The organism is Bacteroidota bacterium, assembly GCA_016715425.1.
Classification (GTDB): Bacteria; Bacteroidota; Bacteroidia; order Chitinophagales; family BACL12; genus JADKAC01.
Window position 1 is genome coordinate 234,261 of sequence record JADKAC010000003.1, and the last position, 19,125, is coordinate 253,385.

Sequence of the window (19,125 nt, forward strand, 5' to 3'; positions counted from 1 at the left end):
AACCGATGTCGGGCAAATTATATATCGTACCCACACCAATCGGTAATCTGGATGATATTACTTTGCGAGCAATACAAATATTAAAACAAGCAGATACAATTCTTGCAGAAGACACTCGCACTTCATCGGTATTATTAAAACATCACGGCATTCAAACCAACATGATTGCCCATCATAAATTCAATGAACATAAATCACTTCAAAAAATCATTGAACTATTACAAGCCGGAAAAACAATTGCATTAATTTCTGATGCAGGCACACCCGGAATTTCCGATCCGGGGTTTTTAATTGTAAGAGAATGTATTCAACATAATATTGGTGTAGAAACATTGGCAGGTGCTACGGCATTTGTTCCTGCATTAATTAATTCAGGATTACCGGCTCACGAATTTTTATTCATTGGATTTCTTCCGATAAAAAAAGGAAGAGAAACAAAACTGAAAGAAATTGCCACAGAAAAACGCACAATCATTTTATACGAATCTCCCTATCGCATTGTAAAAACATTACAGCAATTATTGGAATTTACAGGCGATAGAAAAATAAGTGTGTCGAGAGAGCTGAGTAAGAAGTTTGAAGAAACAGTGAGGGGAAATATTTCGGAAGTAATACTACACTTTACCATTAAAGCACCAAAGGGAGAATTTGTAATTGTATTGGAAGGATTACATTAATTCATCACCGGACATTGCACTTGTTTACGTTTGTTGATTTTAAATTCTGAACCACCACCTGAAGTACTCTGCAACCAATAAGGATTAAATCGGAAAGCAATATAAAAATCTGTTCCATCTAAATCACCTGGAACAAATAACGATAACACATCATCGGAGCCAATAGTGAGAAAATAAAAACGAATGGCGGTACCCAAATGAAAGTCTTCATATTCGGAAAATACGAAAGGAATAGAAACTGCAAATTCTTCTTTCTCAAAGCGAGGAGTTATTGCAAAAATATTTGCACGGGCAATCATGTCTTTATGTAAACCGGACAAGCGTTGAATCAACATTCCATTTACAAAAAATCCATTGCCAATATTTTTATCTGCAAATAAAGTAAGCGCACCTGGAGTGTACATAGTAAATCTGCTTCCTGTTTTAGAAGCCTTTCCATTATCATAAATTATTCTCGACGCAATTTTAGTAAACTCATCCAAATCGCTGATGCTATCAATATCTGCATTCAATGCGGTAAAAGCAGTTCCACTAAACAAATCATAGGTTCCGGCATTTTTCTTAAACTTTATAAAACCTAAATCCACCAGAGCCACTCCGAATTTTGTATCATATCTTGTATTCTTATGTCGCTGCAATTTACTTTTCACGTTATAAGTCATCCCCAAATCTATGGAAGTACCAAAACCATTTACTTCGTAATTAGAAATATCCGTAACACGATTACTGCCTAAATTATCAGTATAAGCATAGGTATAATCAAAATTGCTTATATCAGTAGTTTCTTCATGTTGAGTAAAATTAAAAGGCGCATTTACCTGGCCGGTATAAGCATCAAAACCTAGAAGAAATTTTGCATTGACAGCAAGATTTATTCTACTGGTTTTTGAATCCTGAATTTGCATTTCACCATTGAATCCTATTTCAGCCCAATTCAATAATCCGGAATTTAAAGTGGGCACATTATAATTAATTTCTTTTTGAATATCGGACAGTTCTTTAAAGCCTTCGGATTTTGAATCGGTAATAATAAAACCCGCACTTCTGCCGGCGGTATAAAAACCAAAAGTGAAATCATTACGCTTGATAAATGCTGATGGACCTTGCACGAGCACATTGCCAAAAGCTTTCACTACTTCAGGATTATAAAAGGAAGGGGCAAAAGAATTTGCAGAAGGCAAACCCACTATAGATTGTTGAGGAAGAAACGCATAATTATTATCTATTGAATGACCGTAAGCTAACACATTTACATCCCAGGGTAAAACGCCGCTACCCGGCAAAGCAGGATTAAACATCATTCCATTGGAACCCGAATAATTATCCATACGCAAACCAATATATTCCTGTGCTCTTAAATTATTGAAGAACAGCAATACGCTTAACGTAAGAATAGCAATATGAAAAAAACTTCTTTGCATAACATAATTAAAAACGTAAAATCGTTTCCAACAAAAATATCAGTTGAATATTTCTACTGATTAAGCAAAGTGCACATTGTACGGGTCAGTACTTGAATACGCAATGCTAAAATAAACCATTAATTGATATCAATAACTTTTCCTGGATTTAAAATATTATTCGGGTCGAACATTATTTTTATTTTTTTAAATAATTCAAGTTGCGTTTTGTCAAATGCAATGGGCATATAAGGCTTTTGCACCCAACCAATTCCATGTTCAGCGGAGATGGTTCCACCTAATTTTACCACGAGTGTAAATATTTCTTTAATTGCATCAGGTAATTGTTTTTCCCAAATGTCTTCACTCAAATCACCTTTAATAATATTCACATGCAGATTGCCATCACCGGCATGACCATAGCAGACACTTTTAAATCCATAGCGATTTCCGATTTCTTTTACACCCAAAAGCAAAACAGGAAGTTCAGCTCTGGGCACAACGGTATCTTCCTCTTTATAAATTGAATTTGCTTTTACTGCTTCTGCAATTTTTCTTCGCATGCGCCACAGTTCTTCTTTTTGTTTTTCATTCTCGGCGAATAAAATTTCATCACAATCAAATGCATCCATCACTGTTGCAATTTCTTCGCACTCTTGCATTAAAATATCTTCTCTGTTGCCATCCACTTCCACCAACAAATGCGCTTGCACATCATCGGGTATTTCTATTTGTACATCGGACATAAATTCTTTTGCCCACAGCAGTGCATCTCTCTCCATAAATTCCATTGCACTTGGAATAATACCTTTTCTAAAAACAGCACTCACTGCTTCACAAGCTTTGGTAGCATCCCGAAATGGAATGAGCATGAGCATATTAAATTGCGGGTAGGGCAAAAGTTTTAAAACGATTTTTGTAACAACACCAAGAGTACCTTCGCTGCCTACAATTAATTGGGTGAGATTATAACCGGTTGCATTTTTTAAAACATTTGCACCAGTCCAAATAATTTCTCCGGTTGGCAACACCACTTCCAGATTCAACACATAATCTTTTACTACGCCATATTTCACTGCTTTGGGTCCGCCGCTATTTTCAGCAATATTTCCACCTATAAAACAACTTCCTCTGCTTGCAGGATCCGGGGGATAGAATAATCCTTTTTCTTTCACCGCATTCTGCAATACTTCAGTAATTACGCCGGGTTCTACTATTACCTGCATATTGCGCTCATCAATTTTAAGAATAGAATTAAACCGTTCCATACTGAGGGCAATGCCACCGAAAACCGGCAAAGCTCCTCCACTTAATCCGGTGCGGGCACCCATTGGTGTAACCGGAATTTTATATTCGTTTGCTATTTTCAGAATTTCCGAAATCTCATTTGGAGTGCGTGGCTTCACCACAATATGCGGTGTAAAATGCAGATCCTCAGTTTCATCATGACTATAATTCGTCAAGGATTCTTTGTCCGACATTATATATTTTTCACCAACAATGGCTGCAATTAAATGAAATGCTTGTGTAATATTTTGATTTTCCAATTGATTCAATTTTAACCTCAGAATGACACTCAAAAGTCCGTATTCCTTATGATACTTCAAAAAAAAGGTAACTTTAACCCAACAAAATTCAAGATTAAAAAGATGAATAGATTAAGATCATTAACGGTAATTATTATTTGTATTTTATTTTCAATATCAAATGCAAATGCTCAGGCCAGAAAATATCCCCTATTCGAACATTTTACACAAGCATCATGTGGTCCATGTGCTGACCAAAATCCCAGCTTCAGTGCGGTGTACAATCAAAATGAATCAGATGTGCATCATATCGCATATCACACAAGCTGGCCGGGAACTGACCCGATGTATTCAGCAAATCCAGCTGAAAGCAACGCAATAACAAGTTATTATGGTGTATCTGGTGTACCATCAATTTTTATTGATGGAGATGCAATTCCTGCCGGACCGATTGGAGTGAATCAACAAATGATTGATGATGAAATTGCCTTAACCAGTCCAATCATTGTTTATGTAAATGAAACTACTGATGGAACTACAAGAAATGTAAGTGTGAAGATTACAACAGTAGGTACAGTACCTTCAGGATCTTACAGAATAAAAGCAGCAGCAGTAGAAAAACTCATAACCTACGGTTCAGCTCCGGGAAGTAACGGTGAAAAAGAATTTCCCAATGTATTCCGTTTATTTTTAAATGGTAGTTCAGGAGAAGTAATTACTTTGCCTGCTGAAGGAAGCAGCGCAACTTATGATTTCTCTTATACATTAGATGCAGGATGGAATGCTGAAGAAATCTATTCATTAGTTTGGATTCAAGATTACTCCACTAAAGATATTTTAAATTCTGGTGCATCCAATGATCCAAGAGTTAGAATGACTGCAGATGGATATAACTTTGTAGAGGGCTCAGCAGAAACACTCTCTTCTTTAAATGCAGAGTCAGATAACACTTCAGATTTTACTACCAATGCTGAATTTATATTGAGCAGCACCCTTCCCGCAGATTGGTCTGCATCCTTTGTAATTGATGGAAGTACTTATACAGAAACAACTACTTTGGCTTATACAGAAAGTGATTTAAAAGATATTACAATCAATGTTACTCCGGGTTCAACTCCTGAACTGGGAATAGTTACTTTAAAGATTTACAATCCGGATGCAACAGCCTCTGTTCCATCAATTTTAAAATACTATGTTATTTCAGGTATCACTGATTTAGTAGTGGACAATAATGCACCTTACGGTAATGGTAACCCTTATGGTTATTACAGCTTTGAAACTTTTATTCCGGAAGGATTAGAACTAGCAGGGAATACCACATTTGCATCAACTACTGATGATATTATGAGCAAAGGATTCGAGGCAGATGCCTTGAATAAAGTGAAATTCATCTATTATAATGTAGGCTGGTCATTCCCATCTATTACAGCAGAGGAGGTTCCTTCCTTAGAATCTTATTTAGATGGTGGTGGAAGATTATTTATTGCCGGTCAAGATATAGGCTGGGAAATAATGGATCCGCTTTCTTTTTATTTAGACCCTGCAACAGAAAGTTTCTATACCAATTATTTACATGCCGGCTATATATCTGATGCAGCTACAAGTGTAACCCAATTAACAGCAGTTACTACAGATACTTATTTTGGATCTGCCGGTGTTACCTCTTTTAAAAAACCTTATGGCCCTACTTATTTTTATCCTGATCAAATTGAAACCATAGATGAATTTGGATTTCCTATTTTATATTACAATGATCTCGACACTAAAGTAGCAGGTATCCGTGCAGAAAAAGATGATTATAAAATTGTGTATCTCGGTGTTGGTGTTGAAATGTTTATGGATGAAGATGTGCGAGCAGAATTTATAAAACTTACACATGATTATTTTAGAGAAGGCTATACTGGCATCGAATTTGAAAATGCGGTACAAGCTTTATTAGGCAATGCATATCCTAATCCAGCAAATTCAATAACCACAATAGCAATTCAAAATATGAACACACCAATGCAAATCATTGTTACAGATTTAAGTGGACGGAAAGTGATGATGCAGGATGTGAGTGCTGGTGCATCTACAGTACAATTAAATACAAGTAATTTAGGAAGTGGTTTATATTTTTATTACCTTACCGATGGCAATACAAAAACAAGTACTCAAAAATTAGAAATTATAAAATAACCGTTATGAAAAATTTTTTAATCGTATTAAGCTTTACAGTTGCAGGATTAGTTTCTGCACAGTCAAATTTAGAATTAACTCCAAATCCGGCAAGTATCTTAGGTAATTCAATAGATGCTGCTGTGATAGAAGTTGAAATTATTAATAATGGCCTCGAACCTCAGGACTATTTATGGCGTCGTACTGTAAATGATATTCCTGCTGAATGGTTCAGTTTTGTGTGTGATCCAAACTTATGTTATGGCCCTAATCAGGATGTTCCTGCAATGAGTTTTGTAATTACTCCTGAAAATCATAAATTGAAAATAACATTTTCACCTAACGGAATTCCCGGAACAGGTTACGGAGAAATAGAAGTGTATAGCACTACGGATAGTGCAAATTATAATGCCATTGTTTCTTTAACGGCAGATCTTAATGCTACAGGATTTCACTCACCAAATGTAGATAATACATTTACAGTGTATCCAAATCCTGCCAATGAAATAGTGAATGTGATGGCATCTTTCAGTGCAGACATTCATGCGATAAAAATTTTAAATATTGTAGGTAAAGAAGTAGTGTATAATGTTTGGAATGCAGGCAATGGTCGTATGATTATAAATACGAATACTTTACCTGAAGGAATATATTTCGTACAATTTTTAGGTGAAGGCAATAACATTCTTTCAACTAAAAAGATAGCTGTTAAACATTAACCATCAATCAACAAAAAAAAGAGCTTGTATTTCTACAAGCTCTTTTTTTTGACTAATATTTTTTGATTATTAAAAACAATATGCATTTGCAGCAATGATTACATCTGCAATTCTTCTTCGTGATGCTGTTGTATTAATAGATGGATATTTAGTAAAGCGTTTTAATCCAAGCAACATCATTTTCTGATCATCCGCGGTTGCAAATGAATTTATTGCTGTGGTTCCTGAACGATGAACTCGATCCAAAGAATCATTAATAAATACCTGCATCATATCTTTATAAACAGCCATTTCAGTTTCTGATTTTCTATTTTGCAATTTCATGATACGGAGCAACATACTTTCCGCAGCAAATATTTCCATCAACACATCTGATGCTGCCATTAATATTTCCTGTTCATCTTTTAATTGTATCATCAATTTTTGAACCGCTGCACCGGCAACTAATAGAAATGCTTTTTTCATATTGCGCACTGCTTTTATTTCCTGTGCAAACATCCCTTCTTCATCGCTGCCAAAATCCGGAACACTCATCAATTCTTTTTGAATTGCAAATGCAGGAGTCATTAAATCCAACTCGCCTTTCATAGCACGTTTCAATAGCATATCCATTGTAAGCAAACGATTTATTTCGTTAGTGCCTTCAAAAATTCTGTTGATGCGTGAATCACGATATGCTCTTGCAACAGGATATTCTTCCGAATAACCATAACCACCATAAATCTGTACAGCTTCATCCACCACATAATCCAATACTTCCGAACCAAGCACTTTCAACATTGCACATTCTATTGCAAATTCTTCTGCCGCTGCAAGGTTTGCTTCGGCCAATGATTTACCTTCTGTCAAGAATGCTTTCTCTTTATCATCAATCATATTACTGGTGCGCCACAATGCAGATTCCACTGCAAAAGTGCGAATGGCTTGTTCGGATATTTTATATTTAATAGCTCCGAAATTTGCAATGGCAGTTCCGAATTGCTCACGTTCATTTGCATATTTTACAGAAATAGTTGCACTGCGTTTACAACCACCAATTGCAGCAGCACATAATTTATATCTGCCGATATTTAAAATATTAAATGCAATAATATGTCCTCTACCTTTTTCTCCCAGAATATTTTCTACAGGCACTTTACAATTTTCGAAAAATACCTGACATGTAGAAGAGCCTTTAATTCCCATCTTATGTTCTTCTGCTCCAATACTTAAACCCTCCGAATTTCTTTCCACAATAAATGCAGTAAAATCCTTTCCATCAATTTTGGCAAACACAATAAAAATATCTGAAAAGCCTGCATTGGTGATCCACATTTTTTGTCCATTGAGGATATAATTTTTTCCATCTTCTGATAACACTGCTTTTGTTTTTGCAGCAAGTGCATCCGAACCGGAACCGGGTTCTGTAAGACAATAAGAAACTTTTAAAACACCCTTAACGAGATTGGGTAAATACTTTTGTTTTTGTTCTTCGGTGCCAAAATATAAAATAGGTAATGTGCCGATTCCGGTATGTGCTAAAAAGGAAACTGAGAATGCATGTGCTGCTCCTACAATTTCAGCAACCGCAGTTTCTGTATTAAAATCTTTTTCAAAACCTTGATATTTTTCAGGAACAGATATTCCTAACAATCCAAGTTCACCTGCCGCTTCAAGTAATGAAGGTACCAATCCGGGTTGCTGACTATCTATTGCATCCAATTGAGTAAATACTTGTGTATCTACAAATTCTTTTGCCATATCCCGAATCATTTTTTGTTCTTCATTTAAATCTTCGGGAATAAATATCTCTTCCGGTTTTGATTCTCTGATTAAAAATTCAGCGCCTTTTAATACAGTTAAAATTTCTTTTACTTCTGACATCGTATGTTGTTTTAAAAATTAATTCAATCGTTCATATATACCTGCAATACCTTGTCCGCCACCAACGCATGCGGTTACCATTCCATATTTTTTATTCAGGCGTTTTAAATCATGCATTATTTGCACAGTCAATTTTGTTCCGGTGCATCCCAATGGATGACCAAGTGCAACAGCCCCGCCATTTATATTTACAATTTCTTTATTCAATCCTGCTTCTTGAATTACTGCTAATGCCTGGCAAGCAAATGCTTCATTTAATTCTATCAAATCAATATCATTCAAAGTGAGATTTGCCATTTTCAATGCCTTCGGAATTGCAGCCACCGGACCAATTCCCATAATGCGAGGCTCCACTCCCACGGTTGCACAACTTACTAATCTTGCGAGTGGTTGAAGATTTAATTCTTTCACCATACGTTCACTCATCACAATTACAAAAGCAGCTCCATCAGAAGTTTGAGATGAGTTACCTGCAGTTACAATTCCATTTGCAGCAAACACAGGTTTTAGCTTTGCAAGTGCCTCTAACGAAGTATCTTTTCTCGGTCCTTCATCAGTATCCACTACATACTTTTTCTCCGCTCTTTTATTTTTATCATTCACAAAAATTTCTGTTACTTCTATCGGTGCAATACCCTCTTTAAAAATTCCACTTTCAATTGCATGAATTGCTTTTTGATGTGATTCCAAAGAAAATTTATCAGATGCTTCTCTGCTGATATTAAAATCTTTTGCCACTGCCTCTGCAGTTAATCCCATTCCGATATAATAATCAGGATGTGATTTTGCTACTTCATAATTTAATACAGTTCTCCATCCTGTTGTCGGCACTAAACTCATGCTTTCTGTTCCACCTGCTATTATACAATCAGCCATTCCACTTCTGATTTTTGCTGTGGCAATTGCAATAGTTTCCACACCACTTGCACAATATCGATTTACAGTCATTCCTCCTGTTGCAATCGGCAATGCCCGCACTCCAATCATTCTTCCAACCTGTAAACCTTGTTCTGCTTCAGGCACTGCATTTCCGACAATTAAATCTTCCACTCTTTTCGGATCTAATTGCGGAACAGATGCTAATAATTGTTTAATTACATCCACGGCTAAATCATCCGGTCTTGTAAAACGAAATACACCTCTACCGGCTTTGCCGACTGCGGTTCTTAATCCTGCTATTATATATGCTTCTTTCATAAATTAGTATTGAGTATCCATTATTTGCTATTGGCCGTTAGCTTTTAGCTGTTGGCTTAATAAATTCACTATTGACTTTGACTATTGACTATTGACTTTTGACTTTGACTATTGACTTTGACGATTAACAATGAAAAAAAACTCATCCCGGATTTATTTACAATTTAAAATTGCTTATTGCATTTTGCTTATTGCTCATTCATTCACCATTCACCACTCACTACTCACTACTCACTACTCACCATTCTCAATTCCTCAAAGGCTTTCCTGTTTTTAAAATATGTTGCATGCGATCCAATGTTTTTTTCTCACCTAAGAGTGACAAAAATGCTTCACGTTCTAAATCCAATAAGTATTGTTCGTTTACTAAAGTGGGTTGTGATAAATCTCCGCCGCATAATACATAGCAAACTTTCTGTGCAATTTTTTCATCGTATTCACTGATATATCCTGCCATGCGCATAGATGCAATTCCCACATAAAAACTTCCGAGTGCGGTACGACCTAACACCCGAATATCATTGCGTGGTTGTGGTTGTGTATATCCTCTTTCTGCAATTTCTATCAATGCATGTTTTGCTTCAGTAATTACACGATTGCCATTTATAATTTCTTTATCAAAACCCTTTCTCAATATTCCCATTTCAAATGCTTCACGAGCAGATGTTGCCACTTTTGCCATTGCAATATTTAAACTCATTTCCTGCAATGTTGGAATTTCAATATCACCTTTAAAAAATTTATCACTTGCACGCACAGCAAATTCTTTAGTTCCACCACCGGCAGGAATTAAACCTGCGCCCACTTCAACTAAACCAATATAAGTTTCTGCTGCAGCTACTGCTACATCTGCATGCATCGTCATTTCACAACCACCACCCAACGTTAATCCATGTGGTGCAACAGCAATCGGAATTCCCGAAAAGCGCACTCGTGTTGTCATGTTTTGAAACATGCGAATCGCCATATCCAACTCCTCATATTCTTGTTCAATTGCAAGCATTAACATCATAGCGATATTGGCACCGGCAGAAAAATTTGCCGCTTCATTTCCTATTACAAGACCACGATAATTTTTTTCGGCAATGGCAATTGAATTATTTACAGCAGTAATTATTTCTGCACCAATCACATTCATCTTGGTATGAAATTCCAAACATAAAATTCCATCACCTATATCATGCAGAGTAGCACCTTCATTTTTAAATACCGGTTTATTTTCACGCAAATTATCTAATAGAATAATTTTGTCTGCTCCCGGAATTTCTTTGTATTGTTTTGAAGCGATATCATAAAATTTTCGCTTTCCATTTTCTGATTTATAAAAGGATGTAACACCGGCGGCAAGCATATCATTTATCCATTGCGCCACTTCAACACCTGCAGATTTCATTTGCTTAACAGTGTCTTCCACTCCCAGAATATCCCAGGTTTCAAACGGTCCTAATTCCCAACCAAAACCCGCACGCATTGCATCATCAATTTTATATAATTCATCTGCAATTTCTGGAATGCGATGCGATACATAACTATTTACCAAGTAAGTTACTTTGCGATAAAATTCTCCTGCATTATCCTTTCCATTATGTAATATCTGTAATCGCTTTTTTAAATCATCCACAGGTTTCGCTGCATCCAATGTTGCAAACTTTGCTTTGCGTGTTGGCACATATTCAAAAGTGTTCAAATCCAAAACAAGAATTTCACTCTTGCCTTCTGCATTTTTTATTTTCTTAAAAAATCCCTGACCTGTTTTATCCCCCAGCCATTTATTGCTAATTAATTTTTGTATGTAATCCGGCACAGAAAAGAGTTCTCTGTTTTCATCTTGCGGACAAGCATCATAAGTGTTCATTGCCACCTTCACCAAAGTATCAATTCCAACAACATCGGCTGTGCGAAATGTCGCAGATTTTGGTCTTCCGCTCACAGGCCCTGTAAGTGCATCCACTTCATCAATACTTAAATGTAATTCCTGCATTGTACGTAACACCGCCATGATAGAAAATACACCAATTCGATTTGCAATAAATGCAGGGGTGTCTTTACATAACACCGTTGTTTTTCCTAAAAACCGATCACCATAATCCATTAAAAAATCTACAACTGCTTTATCCGTTTTTTCTGAAGGTATTATCTCCAATAATTTTAAATAGCGTGGCGGATTAAAAAAATGTGTCCCACAAAAATTTGTTTTAAAATCCTCCGATCTGCCTTCCATAATATCAGTAATCGGAATACCTGATGTATTTGTAGTGATAAGTGTTCCTGCCTTTCTCAACGCATCCACTTTCTCCATCAATTGTTTTTTTATTTCCAGATTTTCAATCACCACTTCAATAATCCAATCGCTGTCTTCAATTTTTTTGAGATCATCATCAAAATTTCCTGTAGTAATATTTTTTAAAACTGTTTTGCTATAAACGGGAGATGGATTTTGTTTCACCGCCATTTGCAATGCATCATTCACAATTTTATTTCGCAGTGCAGGTTTCTTTTTTTCTTCTTCCGATAATTTATTATCTACAATATCCAACAGCAAAACCTGCACACCAATATTTGCAAAATGGCAAGCTATTCTTGAGCCCATTACGCCGGAGCCAAGAATACTTACTTTGCGTATCAAGCGGTTTTCTATTTTAATTCCTTTTATAGAATCTGTCATCGTTTGCATAAAAATATTTTAATGTATAAGTGCTTTCTTAGAAGCATTTTCAAATTTGTCAATAATCATTGCATGTGCCTTGCGAATAAATTCAGGATCATTATAAATGCGCATCATCATCGCAGCACCTTCCACTGCACAAATTGTTTCTCTTGCAAAAAACAATGCGGCATCATCGCTGTATCTTTCTTTATAAATAAATTGTAATGCTTTCGTCCAATCGTCGAAAAAAGATTTAATAGGTCCTTTGAATTCCGGAACCACATCATTGGTTTCCATTGCAATATTTGCCATCAAGCAAGCACCTTCGCCATTGGTAAAAACATACTCACTCATCTCCGCCAATTTCTTCAAACGCTTTTCCGCAGGCATATCTTCTTTATAAGCAAATACAAAAATTTCATTGTGATAATACTCCTGTAAATAAGTCAACACACCCACCATCAATTCCTCTTTGGATGGATAATAATGATAAATGCTGCCTTTCAATAACCCACATTCCGTGGCAATATCCGCCATACTTGTTTTGTGATAACCTCTTGTTCTGAATAGTTTCAGTGCCACATGAATGAGTTCCTGCTGATTTACTTTTTGCTTTGGCATGCTCAAATATAGCCCTATTTTTCATTTTACCAAACGTTTGTTTGGTAAAATATTTAGAAACATTACAACTATCGGATTTTCAATAAGAATTAAAACTCCATTTTATTGGAAATGACGATTGATAATCACAGTAACTCTTAATAATTATTTTTTGCTCATGTATCATTATAGGTTTATTTTGTACACGTCGTGAATCGAAGAAGCAAATTGATACTGTTTTCTTTAGGGATACTTGTGTCCGTAGAAGCATATGTGTTTGGATTTAATAATTTCAACAACGCATTATTCTCCGGCAAACACAGTAACCTATTTGTAATAATCGGGGTGAGTTTAATTCTGATTCTAGCATTGATATTATTTATACAGCAGTATTTGCATTTGCGTAGTCAAAACATTCAAATCAACTCAGGAGTGACCGGAAATTATGTTATTGAAATTGATTCGGATGATGAAAAAGAAATTATAATTGAGTCTGCACATTCTATACATCAAGAAAAAATTACAGAGCAGGAAGTATTAACTGCGGATGCAATAGAACATATGCAAACCGAATCATTGCTTTCAGAAATTGATTTACAAAATCTGAAAGAAGACATTGACTTACAGCTCACAACAGCAGAACAGCAATTACAATTATTTGCTTTAGAAATATATGCGCATGGCAAACAGGAAGAATATCATGGATTGCAAGCGGCAAAAATTCATTTAAACAGAATTCCGATTTTGTATAATGATTTAAAACAATTCAGAGGTAATTATACAGGATACGATCGGCGATTGATAGAGGTAATACAATTGTTTAGCAATGCACTTTTTAATTATCAAACATTAGCCACTCAAAATACTTTTTTGCAGAAAGAAATGGAAGAAAAAATATTTCAACTATATAATTCACAGATTAAAGAATTAGTGCTTGCCTATCGTGGAATGATAAATCGTTTATTTCAAAAACAGGCAATTGATTTATTTGAACCGGTAATCAGTATTCTAAAAAACATTCGTGAAGTGATGACACCAATGGAAGCAGATAATACTGCTGTTTAAAGATCAAATCCAATATCTCTTCTGAAGTATCTGCTATCGAAATAAATTCTGCCGGCATTCACATAACATAATTGCAAAGCCTCCTGATGATTTTTTCCGTAAGCAGTTACCGCCATCACACGACCACCATTACTTACTAATTCACCACTTGTATTCAGAATAGTACCTGCCTGAAACACCATACAGTTTTCAGTATTTTCCAATCCCTGAATTACATAACCCTTTTCAAATATTCCGGGATAGCCATGCGAAGCAAGTATCACCGTTGCACAAACTTTTTCATCAACTTCCATTGTTTCATCACCTAATGTATTATTAGCAACCGCAATAAATAATTTCAATACATCAGATTTTATTCGAGGTATAATTACTTGTGTTTCCGGATCACCCAATCTGCAATTATATTCAATCACATAAGGCGAACCGTTCACATTAATTAATCCAAAATATAAAAATCCTTTATACTGAATATTATCTTGTTGTAATCCATTAATTGTTGGTTGAATTATTTCCTTCTCTACTTTTTCTATAAATTCTTTTGTTGCAAATGGAGGTGGAGAAACTGCACCCATACCGCCGGTATTTAATCCGGAATCTCCTTCACCAATTTTTTTATAATCTTTTGATGCAGGTAAAATTTTGTAATTTTTTCCATCGGTAAGAATAATTACAGTGAGTTCAATACCATTTAAAAAATCTTCAATCACCACTTTATTTCCTGCCTCGCCAAACTTGCCGCTTAACATACTTTGTAATTCTTGTTTTGCTTCTTCAATTGAATTACAAATTACGACACCTTTACCCGCTGCAAGTCCATCTGCTTTTAAAACAACAGGCATTGTATGAGAATCTAAATAAGTTAAACCATCCTGAATATTTTGCAAAGTAATTTCTTTATATGACGCAGTTGGAATTGCATGTTTGATCAAAAACTGTTTTGCAAAAGCTTTACTTCCTTCCAATTGCGCCGCCATTTTATCAGGACCAATTACAGGAATAGAGGAATGTGTTTTAAAAAAATCAACAATGCCATTTACTAAAGGATCCTCAGGACCTACGACAATCATATCAACTGCATTACTATTGCAAAAAGAAAGCAAGCCTTCAAAATCATTTACCGAAATTGCAACATTGGTTCCGCATAACGCAGTGCCTGGATTGCCGGGTGCTATAAACAATTGTTCGCATAACTCTGATTGCGCAATCTTCCATGCCATTGCATGTTCACGTCCGCCATTTCCTAATAATAAAACTTTCATACTGCAAAGGTAACAGGCATAAACAAGTGTTACCTGCATATTATAATATATTTGCCCACTATTTAAAATGAATCAGCAAATATGAAAGTGATTGATCATATCAATAATGCAGACCGCACCTTGTTATCCTTTGAAATTTTGCCGCCATTAAAAGGCAAAAGTATTCAGGGCATTTATGATGTATTGGATCCATTAGTAGAATTACATCCTGCTTTTGTAAATGTTACTTATCACCGCTCGGAATATGTATATAAAAAACGTGGTGATTTGGATGCCGGATTAAATAGCGAAACATTTGAAAAAGTATATATCCGCAAACGTCCGGGTACAGTTGGTATTTGTGCAGCCATTCAATTCAAATACAAAATTGATGCAGTAGCACATTTAATTTGTGGTGGATTCAGCAAAGAAGAAACTGAAGATGCTTTAATTGATCTTTGGTATTTAAGTGTTGAAAATGTATTGCTGCTGCGAGGTGATTCTGCAAAAAATGAAAGACATTTTACACCGGATTCCGGTGGACATAAATATGCGATTGATCTTGTTAATCAAGCGATGCAAATGAATAAAGGCATTTACCTGGAAGATGAATTGCAGGATGCGTACAAAACAAATTTCAATGTGGGTGTTGCGGGATATCCTGAAAAACATTTTGAAAGTCCGAATATAAAAAGTGATTTAAAATATCTGAAAGCAAAAGTGGATGCTGGTGCATCTTATATAGTTACACAAATGTTTTTTGATAATAAAAAATATTTTGATTTTGTAAATCGCTGTCGGGCAGAGGGAATTACAGTACCGATTATTCCGGGAATAAAACCCATTACTTCTGCATCGCAGATACAAACTATTCCAAGTACTTTTCATGTAGATATTCCTGAAGAATTATCTGATGCAATTGATAAGTGTAAAAACAATGAAGATGTGAAACGCATTGGCTCCAATTGGTGTATAGATCAATCAAAAGAATTGTTAAAAGCCAATGTGCCTTGTATTCATTATTATACTATGGGCAAAGCAGATACAATGAAAAATATTATCAAAGAAGTATTTTAATGAATGGTGAGTGGTGAATAGTGAGTTAATGAGCAATAAGCGAGCAGGCAAAAGCAAAAGGGAGGGGGCAAAAGCAAAGGGGCAAAGGGAAAAAGGAAAAGGGAAGGGGGGAAAAAGAAAGGGGCAAAGGGAAAAAAATAAGAAGGGAGGGAAGCAATGAGCAATAGGCAATAGGCAAAGTAAATGGAAAATTATAAATGAATCAGTTAGGAATTTTTTTTCGCCAATAGCCAACAGCTAACGGCAAATAGCCATTTAATGAAAAATGAATTTGTGAAAAAAATCATCGAAGGATTGGGACGCCATCCTAGGAGTAACTCATCCGTGATACTGTGTAATTTTTCTAAATGCATTACCACGAATAACACGAATCAATTTTTATGGACAACCAATGTACGAATAAATGCGGTTTTCTTTCTGTGAAACTCCGTGTATTGCTTCGTGATCTCTGTGTAATTTCTTCATTACAAAAAAAGGTTTTCTTTCCAATTAAATCAGAGCAGTAATTTTTTCTCTATTACTTATTAAAATATAAATTAAATAAAAAGTAGTTAGCATTCCTGTGAAAAACGGCACTATAAATAAATAGCTGTAAGGTATCTGAATAAAGGTGTAGAATATTACAAGATATACTTGCAGGCTGCCAATTAAAAACCCCACTGATTGAAGAGTTGCTTTTTTCTTGAGATAAAATATTCCCAAAAGAATTACAGACCCCATTGAAAATAAAAAATGCGTAAGTCTTAAAGTATTAAACTTACTCTCTACAGTTCCATGTAAAGTATCATAAAAATATCCGGCGAAACCATAACCGGAAAACAATTTTTCAGGCTTATCACCTGGGGCATTATCCATGGCTTCCCAAACGGCTCTTGCTGCTTTTGTATGATATGCAAATCCATTGGTAAACACAGAAACATCCTGCAATAAAAAAGGAATTACATAAAATATGAGCACTCCACTAATTACTATTATCAATCCTTTACCAAGTTGTTTTTTATTTTCAAAATAAAATACAAGTGCCAGCAATGGCAACCATAACACCAATGAATAGCGAGACAACAAACACAAAATAATTGCAGCAGAAATAAAAACAATATTTCTTTTCATCAATGCCAGTACCAATAAAATATAATATGCAGCAATTAATGATTCCACAGAAAACTGAAAGTCGTATTCATTGAATAAAAGCAATAGAATATAAGCAGTAAATGGAATAAGTATCCAAAAAATTTTAAACGCATGTGGTGATTGAGATTTAATAATTTGAAATGCAAACACACTTAACGCAATCATCAGTGCAAAAAAAGAAATAAGCCTATAATCGAAATGCATTATTTCAGCAATGCTATACGGCAGCCATTGCAAAGGCAGATAAGTGGGATATAATGCATAGCCATAAAAATCAATTTGCTGATAAGGGAATTCACCCGCTAATAATCTTTCATTTAAAGTATGCAATTGCGGTATCACATCCGAGTATCTTTCTACATGCAATACAGATGAAGATGTAATTAAAATCGGAGTAAAAAAGAAATAACAAATTGCAATACAAAAAATACAAATTACAGCGACAACAATTTTAAATCGCAGTGAAACAGAAATAAAATCGGCAGATGTTTTTGCAGAATAAGATATTAGCAAAAATCCCGGAATAATTGCACTGAGAAAAAGTATCAATGGATTTAAATACAATGTCCATAGCCCATGCCAGCTACTCAATGCAATTGCATGAAAAAACAGCAACACACACAACAAAATAATTACGAGTAATGTATTCCGCATTATAAAAAAATAATTTCCTTCACACTAAATTTTTGTTCCGATCCATTTACTGAGATAATAAGTTTTCCTTCATTATTAACGCCGGTAATAATACCTTCAAAAAAATGATTCTCTGTTTTAAATGCCGACAATATATTTTTTCTAAACAATGATGCATGATATAATGTATCCACTTCTTTTAATTTTTTCTCCCGCAATATGAAATAATATTTTTCAATTTGCATACATAATTCCTCAAAGATATCTTGCAATTCGAATTCACTTTTTTCTGTTATTGCAAGCGAAGTAGCATTGGGCAAATCATTAAAATATAATTGATTCACATTTGCGCCGACACCCACAATACAGTTTTTAATTTTGTTACCCTGTATGCTGGTTTCAATTAAAATTCCTGTTACTTTATTTTCTTCTATCAAAATATCATTAGGCCATTTAATCCAAACTTGTTTATCGGTAAATCTCCTTATCGTTTCCATTACCGCCAACGCAATTGCTTTATTAAAAAAAAATAATGATTTCACTTCCATAAAAGCCGGCTTGAGTAAAATGGATACCAAGAGATTTTTACCCGGTTCACTTTCCCATCTTTTTCCTTGCTGCCCTTTTCCTGCATTTTGATTAGCTGCGATAACAGTCATTCCTTCCACAGCTTCATGAGTATTTATAAATTCTTGCACCCATGCATTTGTAGATGGAATATTTTCCAGAGAATACAGAATTTTTCCAATAAATATCGTGTTAGAAATCGTGCGCAAAGGAATTTGTAATTTTGTTCAACATTAAATTATAAGTGAGTATAGCAAAATCAAAATTAAAGCAGAAACAATTTTCGCTGAACAATCTCGTCATTGAGAGTATCCTTGATAAAAAAGGAGAAGAAATAGTCCTCTTGGATCTTACCACAGTGAATGATACCATAGTAGATACATTTATTATTTGTGAAGCTGACAACATAACGCAGGTACGAGCTATAGCAAATAATATTGTGGATCAGGCGGAAGAGCAGGGTATAATTCCTCATAGTAAAGAAGGATTTGCCAATAGTGAATGGATATTAATTGATTTCATTGATACTGTTGTGCATGTGTTCCTGAAAACAAAAAGGCAACTTTACCAGTTAGAGGAGTTATGGCACGATGCAACTTTACAAAAAATAGAAGAATAAGAAAAACAT

15 protein-coding genes are annotated in these 19,125 nt (G+C 35.1%); 6 read left to right on the forward strand and 9 right to left on the reverse strand.

All coding sequences use genetic code 11. The features are described from left to right. Nucleotides 1-5 precede the first annotated feature (5 nt). Nucleotides 6-677 (forward strand): 16S rRNA (cytidine(1402)-2'-O)-methyltransferase, encoded by a 672-nt coding sequence (gene rsmI, locus IPN31_05675; protein MBK8681384.1) that lies wholly within the window; start codon nt 6-8, stop codon nt 675-677. On the opposite strand, the gene IPN31_05680 is transcribed toward rsmI, so the two are convergent. Continuing rightward, nucleotides 674-2,098 carry a hypothetical protein gene (locus IPN31_05680; GenBank protein MBK8681385.1) on the reverse strand — a complete coding sequence of 475 codons (1,425 nt, stop codon included), beginning with the start codon at nt 2,096-2,098 and terminating at the stop codon, nt 674-676. The genes rsmI and IPN31_05680 overlap by 4 nt on opposite strands. Nucleotides 2,099-2,217: 119 nt before the next feature. Beyond that, on the reverse strand, nt 2,218-3,558 hold the full coding sequence (locus IPN31_05685; GenBank protein MBK8681386.1) for an FAD-binding protein: 1,341 nt from the start codon (nt 3,556-3,558) through the stop codon (nt 2,218-2,220). 168 nt (nt 3,559-3,726) lie between these two features. Here IPN31_05685 and IPN31_05690 point away from each other — a divergent pair, with 168 nt between their 5' ends. Together IPN31_05690 and IPN31_05695 are read left to right on the forward strand one after the other, a co-directional pair. Continuing rightward, a complete protein-coding gene (locus IPN31_05690) occupies nt 3,727-5,781 on the forward strand; it encodes an Omp28-related outer membrane protein (GenBank protein MBK8681387.1) in 2,055 nt (684 codons plus the stop codon). Nucleotides 5,782-5,786: 5 nt separating this feature from the next. Continuing rightward, on the forward strand, nt 5,787-6,479 hold the full coding sequence (locus tag IPN31_05695; GenBank protein ID MBK8681388.1) for a T9SS type A sorting domain-containing protein: 693 nt from the start codon (nt 5,787-5,789) through the stop codon (nt 6,477-6,479). Nucleotides 6,480-6,548: 69 nt separating this feature from the next. On the opposite strand, the gene IPN31_05700 is transcribed toward IPN31_05695, so the two are convergent. The 4 genes from IPN31_05700 to IPN31_05715 form a co-directional block, all read right to left on the reverse strand. Then, a complete protein-coding gene (locus tag IPN31_05700; protein ID MBK8681389.1) occupies nt 6,549-8,342 on the reverse strand; it encodes an acyl-CoA dehydrogenase family protein in 1,794 nt (597 codons plus the stop codon). An 18-nt stretch (nt 8,343-8,360) separates the two neighbouring features. Continuing rightward, nucleotides 8,361-9,539 (reverse strand): acetyl-CoA C-acyltransferase, encoded by a 1,179-nt coding sequence (locus tag IPN31_05705; protein ID MBK8681390.1) that lies wholly within the window; start codon nt 9,537-9,539, stop codon nt 8,361-8,363. A gap of 247 nt (nt 9,540-9,786) precedes the next feature. Beyond that, the gene (locus IPN31_05710) at nt 9,787-12,204 is read right to left on the reverse strand and encodes a 3-hydroxyacyl-CoA dehydrogenase/enoyl-CoA hydratase family protein (protein MBK8681391.1); all 2,418 of its coding nucleotides are present in this window, start codon (nt 12,202-12,204) and stop codon (nt 9,787-9,789) included. A gap of 18 nt (nt 12,205-12,222) precedes the next feature. Then, nucleotides 12,223-12,807, reverse strand: a complete 585-nt coding sequence (locus tag IPN31_05715; GenBank protein ID MBK8681392.1) for a TetR/AcrR family transcriptional regulator — start codon at nt 12,805-12,807, stop codon at nt 12,223-12,225. A 234-nt stretch (nt 12,808-13,041) separates the two neighbouring features. Here IPN31_05715 and IPN31_05720 point away from each other — a divergent pair, with 234 nt between their 5' ends. Further along, on the forward strand, nt 13,042-13,851 hold the full coding sequence (locus IPN31_05720; protein ID MBK8681393.1) for a hypothetical protein: 810 nt from the start codon (nt 13,042-13,044) through the stop codon (nt 13,849-13,851). Here IPN31_05720 and purD read toward each other — a convergent pair. Continuing rightward, complete coding sequence (purD, locus tag IPN31_05725; GenBank protein MBK8681394.1) at nt 13,848-15,110, reverse strand: phosphoribosylamine--glycine ligase; 1,263 nt, start codon at nt 15,108-15,110, stop codon at nt 13,848-13,850. The two genes, IPN31_05720 and purD, sit on opposite strands and share 4 nt — an antisense overlap. Nucleotides 15,111-15,191: 81 nt before the next feature. On the opposite strand from purD, the gene metF reads away from it, so the two are divergent. Then, complete coding sequence (gene metF, locus IPN31_05730; protein ID MBK8681395.1) at nt 15,192-16,166, forward strand: methylenetetrahydrofolate reductase [NAD(P)H]; 975 nt, start codon at nt 15,192-15,194, stop codon at nt 16,164-16,166. Nucleotides 16,167-16,655: 489 nt separating this feature from the next. On the opposite strand, the gene IPN31_05735 is transcribed toward metF, so the two are convergent. Both IPN31_05735 and IPN31_05740 read right to left on the reverse strand, forming a co-directional pair. Next, nucleotides 16,656-17,951, reverse strand: coding sequence for a hypothetical protein (locus IPN31_05735; protein ID MBK8681396.1), 1,296 nt, complete (start codon nt 17,949-17,951; stop codon nt 16,656-16,658). Further along, nucleotides 17,951-18,706, reverse strand: coding sequence for a biotin--[acetyl-CoA-carboxylase] ligase (locus tag IPN31_05740; GenBank protein MBK8681397.1), 756 nt, complete (start codon nt 18,704-18,706; stop codon nt 17,951-17,953). The genes IPN31_05735 and IPN31_05740 overlap by 1 nt, the downstream gene beginning before the upstream one ends. Before the next feature lie 41 nt (nt 18,707-18,747). Here IPN31_05740 and rsfS point away from each other — a divergent pair, with 41 nt between their 5' ends. Further along, nucleotides 18,748-19,116, forward strand: a complete 369-nt coding sequence (gene rsfS / locus IPN31_05745; protein MBK8681398.1) for a ribosome silencing factor — start codon at nt 18,748-18,750, stop codon at nt 19,114-19,116. Nucleotides 19,117-19,125: the final 9 nt, after the last annotated feature.

What these genes read in the sequence shown, in the direction of transcription:
- rsmI (MBK8681384.1), top strand. Translation starts at nt 6, where the DNA reads ATGTCGGGCAAATTATATATCGTACCCACACCAATCGGTAATCTGGAT.
- IPN31_05680 (MBK8681385.1), bottom strand. Translation starts at nt 2,098, where the DNA reads ATGCAAAGAAGTTTTTTTCATATTGCTATTCTTACGTTAAGCGTATTG.
- IPN31_05685 (MBK8681386.1), bottom strand. Translation starts at nt 3,558, where the DNA reads ATGTCGGACAAAGAATCCTTGACGAATTATAGTCATGATGAAACTGAG.
- IPN31_05690 (MBK8681387.1), top strand. Translation starts at nt 3,727, where the DNA reads ATGAATAGATTAAGATCATTAACGGTAATTATTATTTGTATTTTATTT.
- IPN31_05695 (MBK8681388.1), top strand. Translation starts at nt 5,787, where the DNA reads ATGAAAAATTTTTTAATCGTATTAAGCTTTACAGTTGCAGGATTAGTT.
- IPN31_05700 (MBK8681389.1), bottom strand. Translation starts at nt 8,342, where the DNA reads ATGTCAGAAGTAAAAGAAATTTTAACTGTATTAAAAGGCGCTGAATTT.
- IPN31_05705 (MBK8681390.1), bottom strand. Translation starts at nt 9,539, where the DNA reads ATGAAAGAAGCATATATAATAGCAGGATTAAGAACCGCAGTCGGCAAA.
- IPN31_05710 (MBK8681391.1), bottom strand. Translation starts at nt 12,204, where the DNA reads ATGACAGATTCTATAAAAGGAATTAAAATAGAAAACCGCTTGATACGC.
- IPN31_05715 (MBK8681392.1), bottom strand. Translation starts at nt 12,807, where the DNA reads ATGCCAAAGCAAAAAGTAAATCAGCAGGAACTCATTCATGTGGCACTG.
- purD (MBK8681394.1), bottom strand. Translation starts at nt 15,110, where the DNA reads ATGAAAGTTTTATTATTAGGAAATGGCGGACGTGAACATGCAATGGCA.
- metF (MBK8681395.1), top strand. Translation starts at nt 15,192, where the DNA reads ATGAAAGTGATTGATCATATCAATAATGCAGACCGCACCTTGTTATCC.
- IPN31_05735 (MBK8681396.1), bottom strand. Translation starts at nt 17,951, where the DNA reads ATGCGGAATACATTACTCGTAATTATTTTGTTGTGTGTGTTGCTGTTT.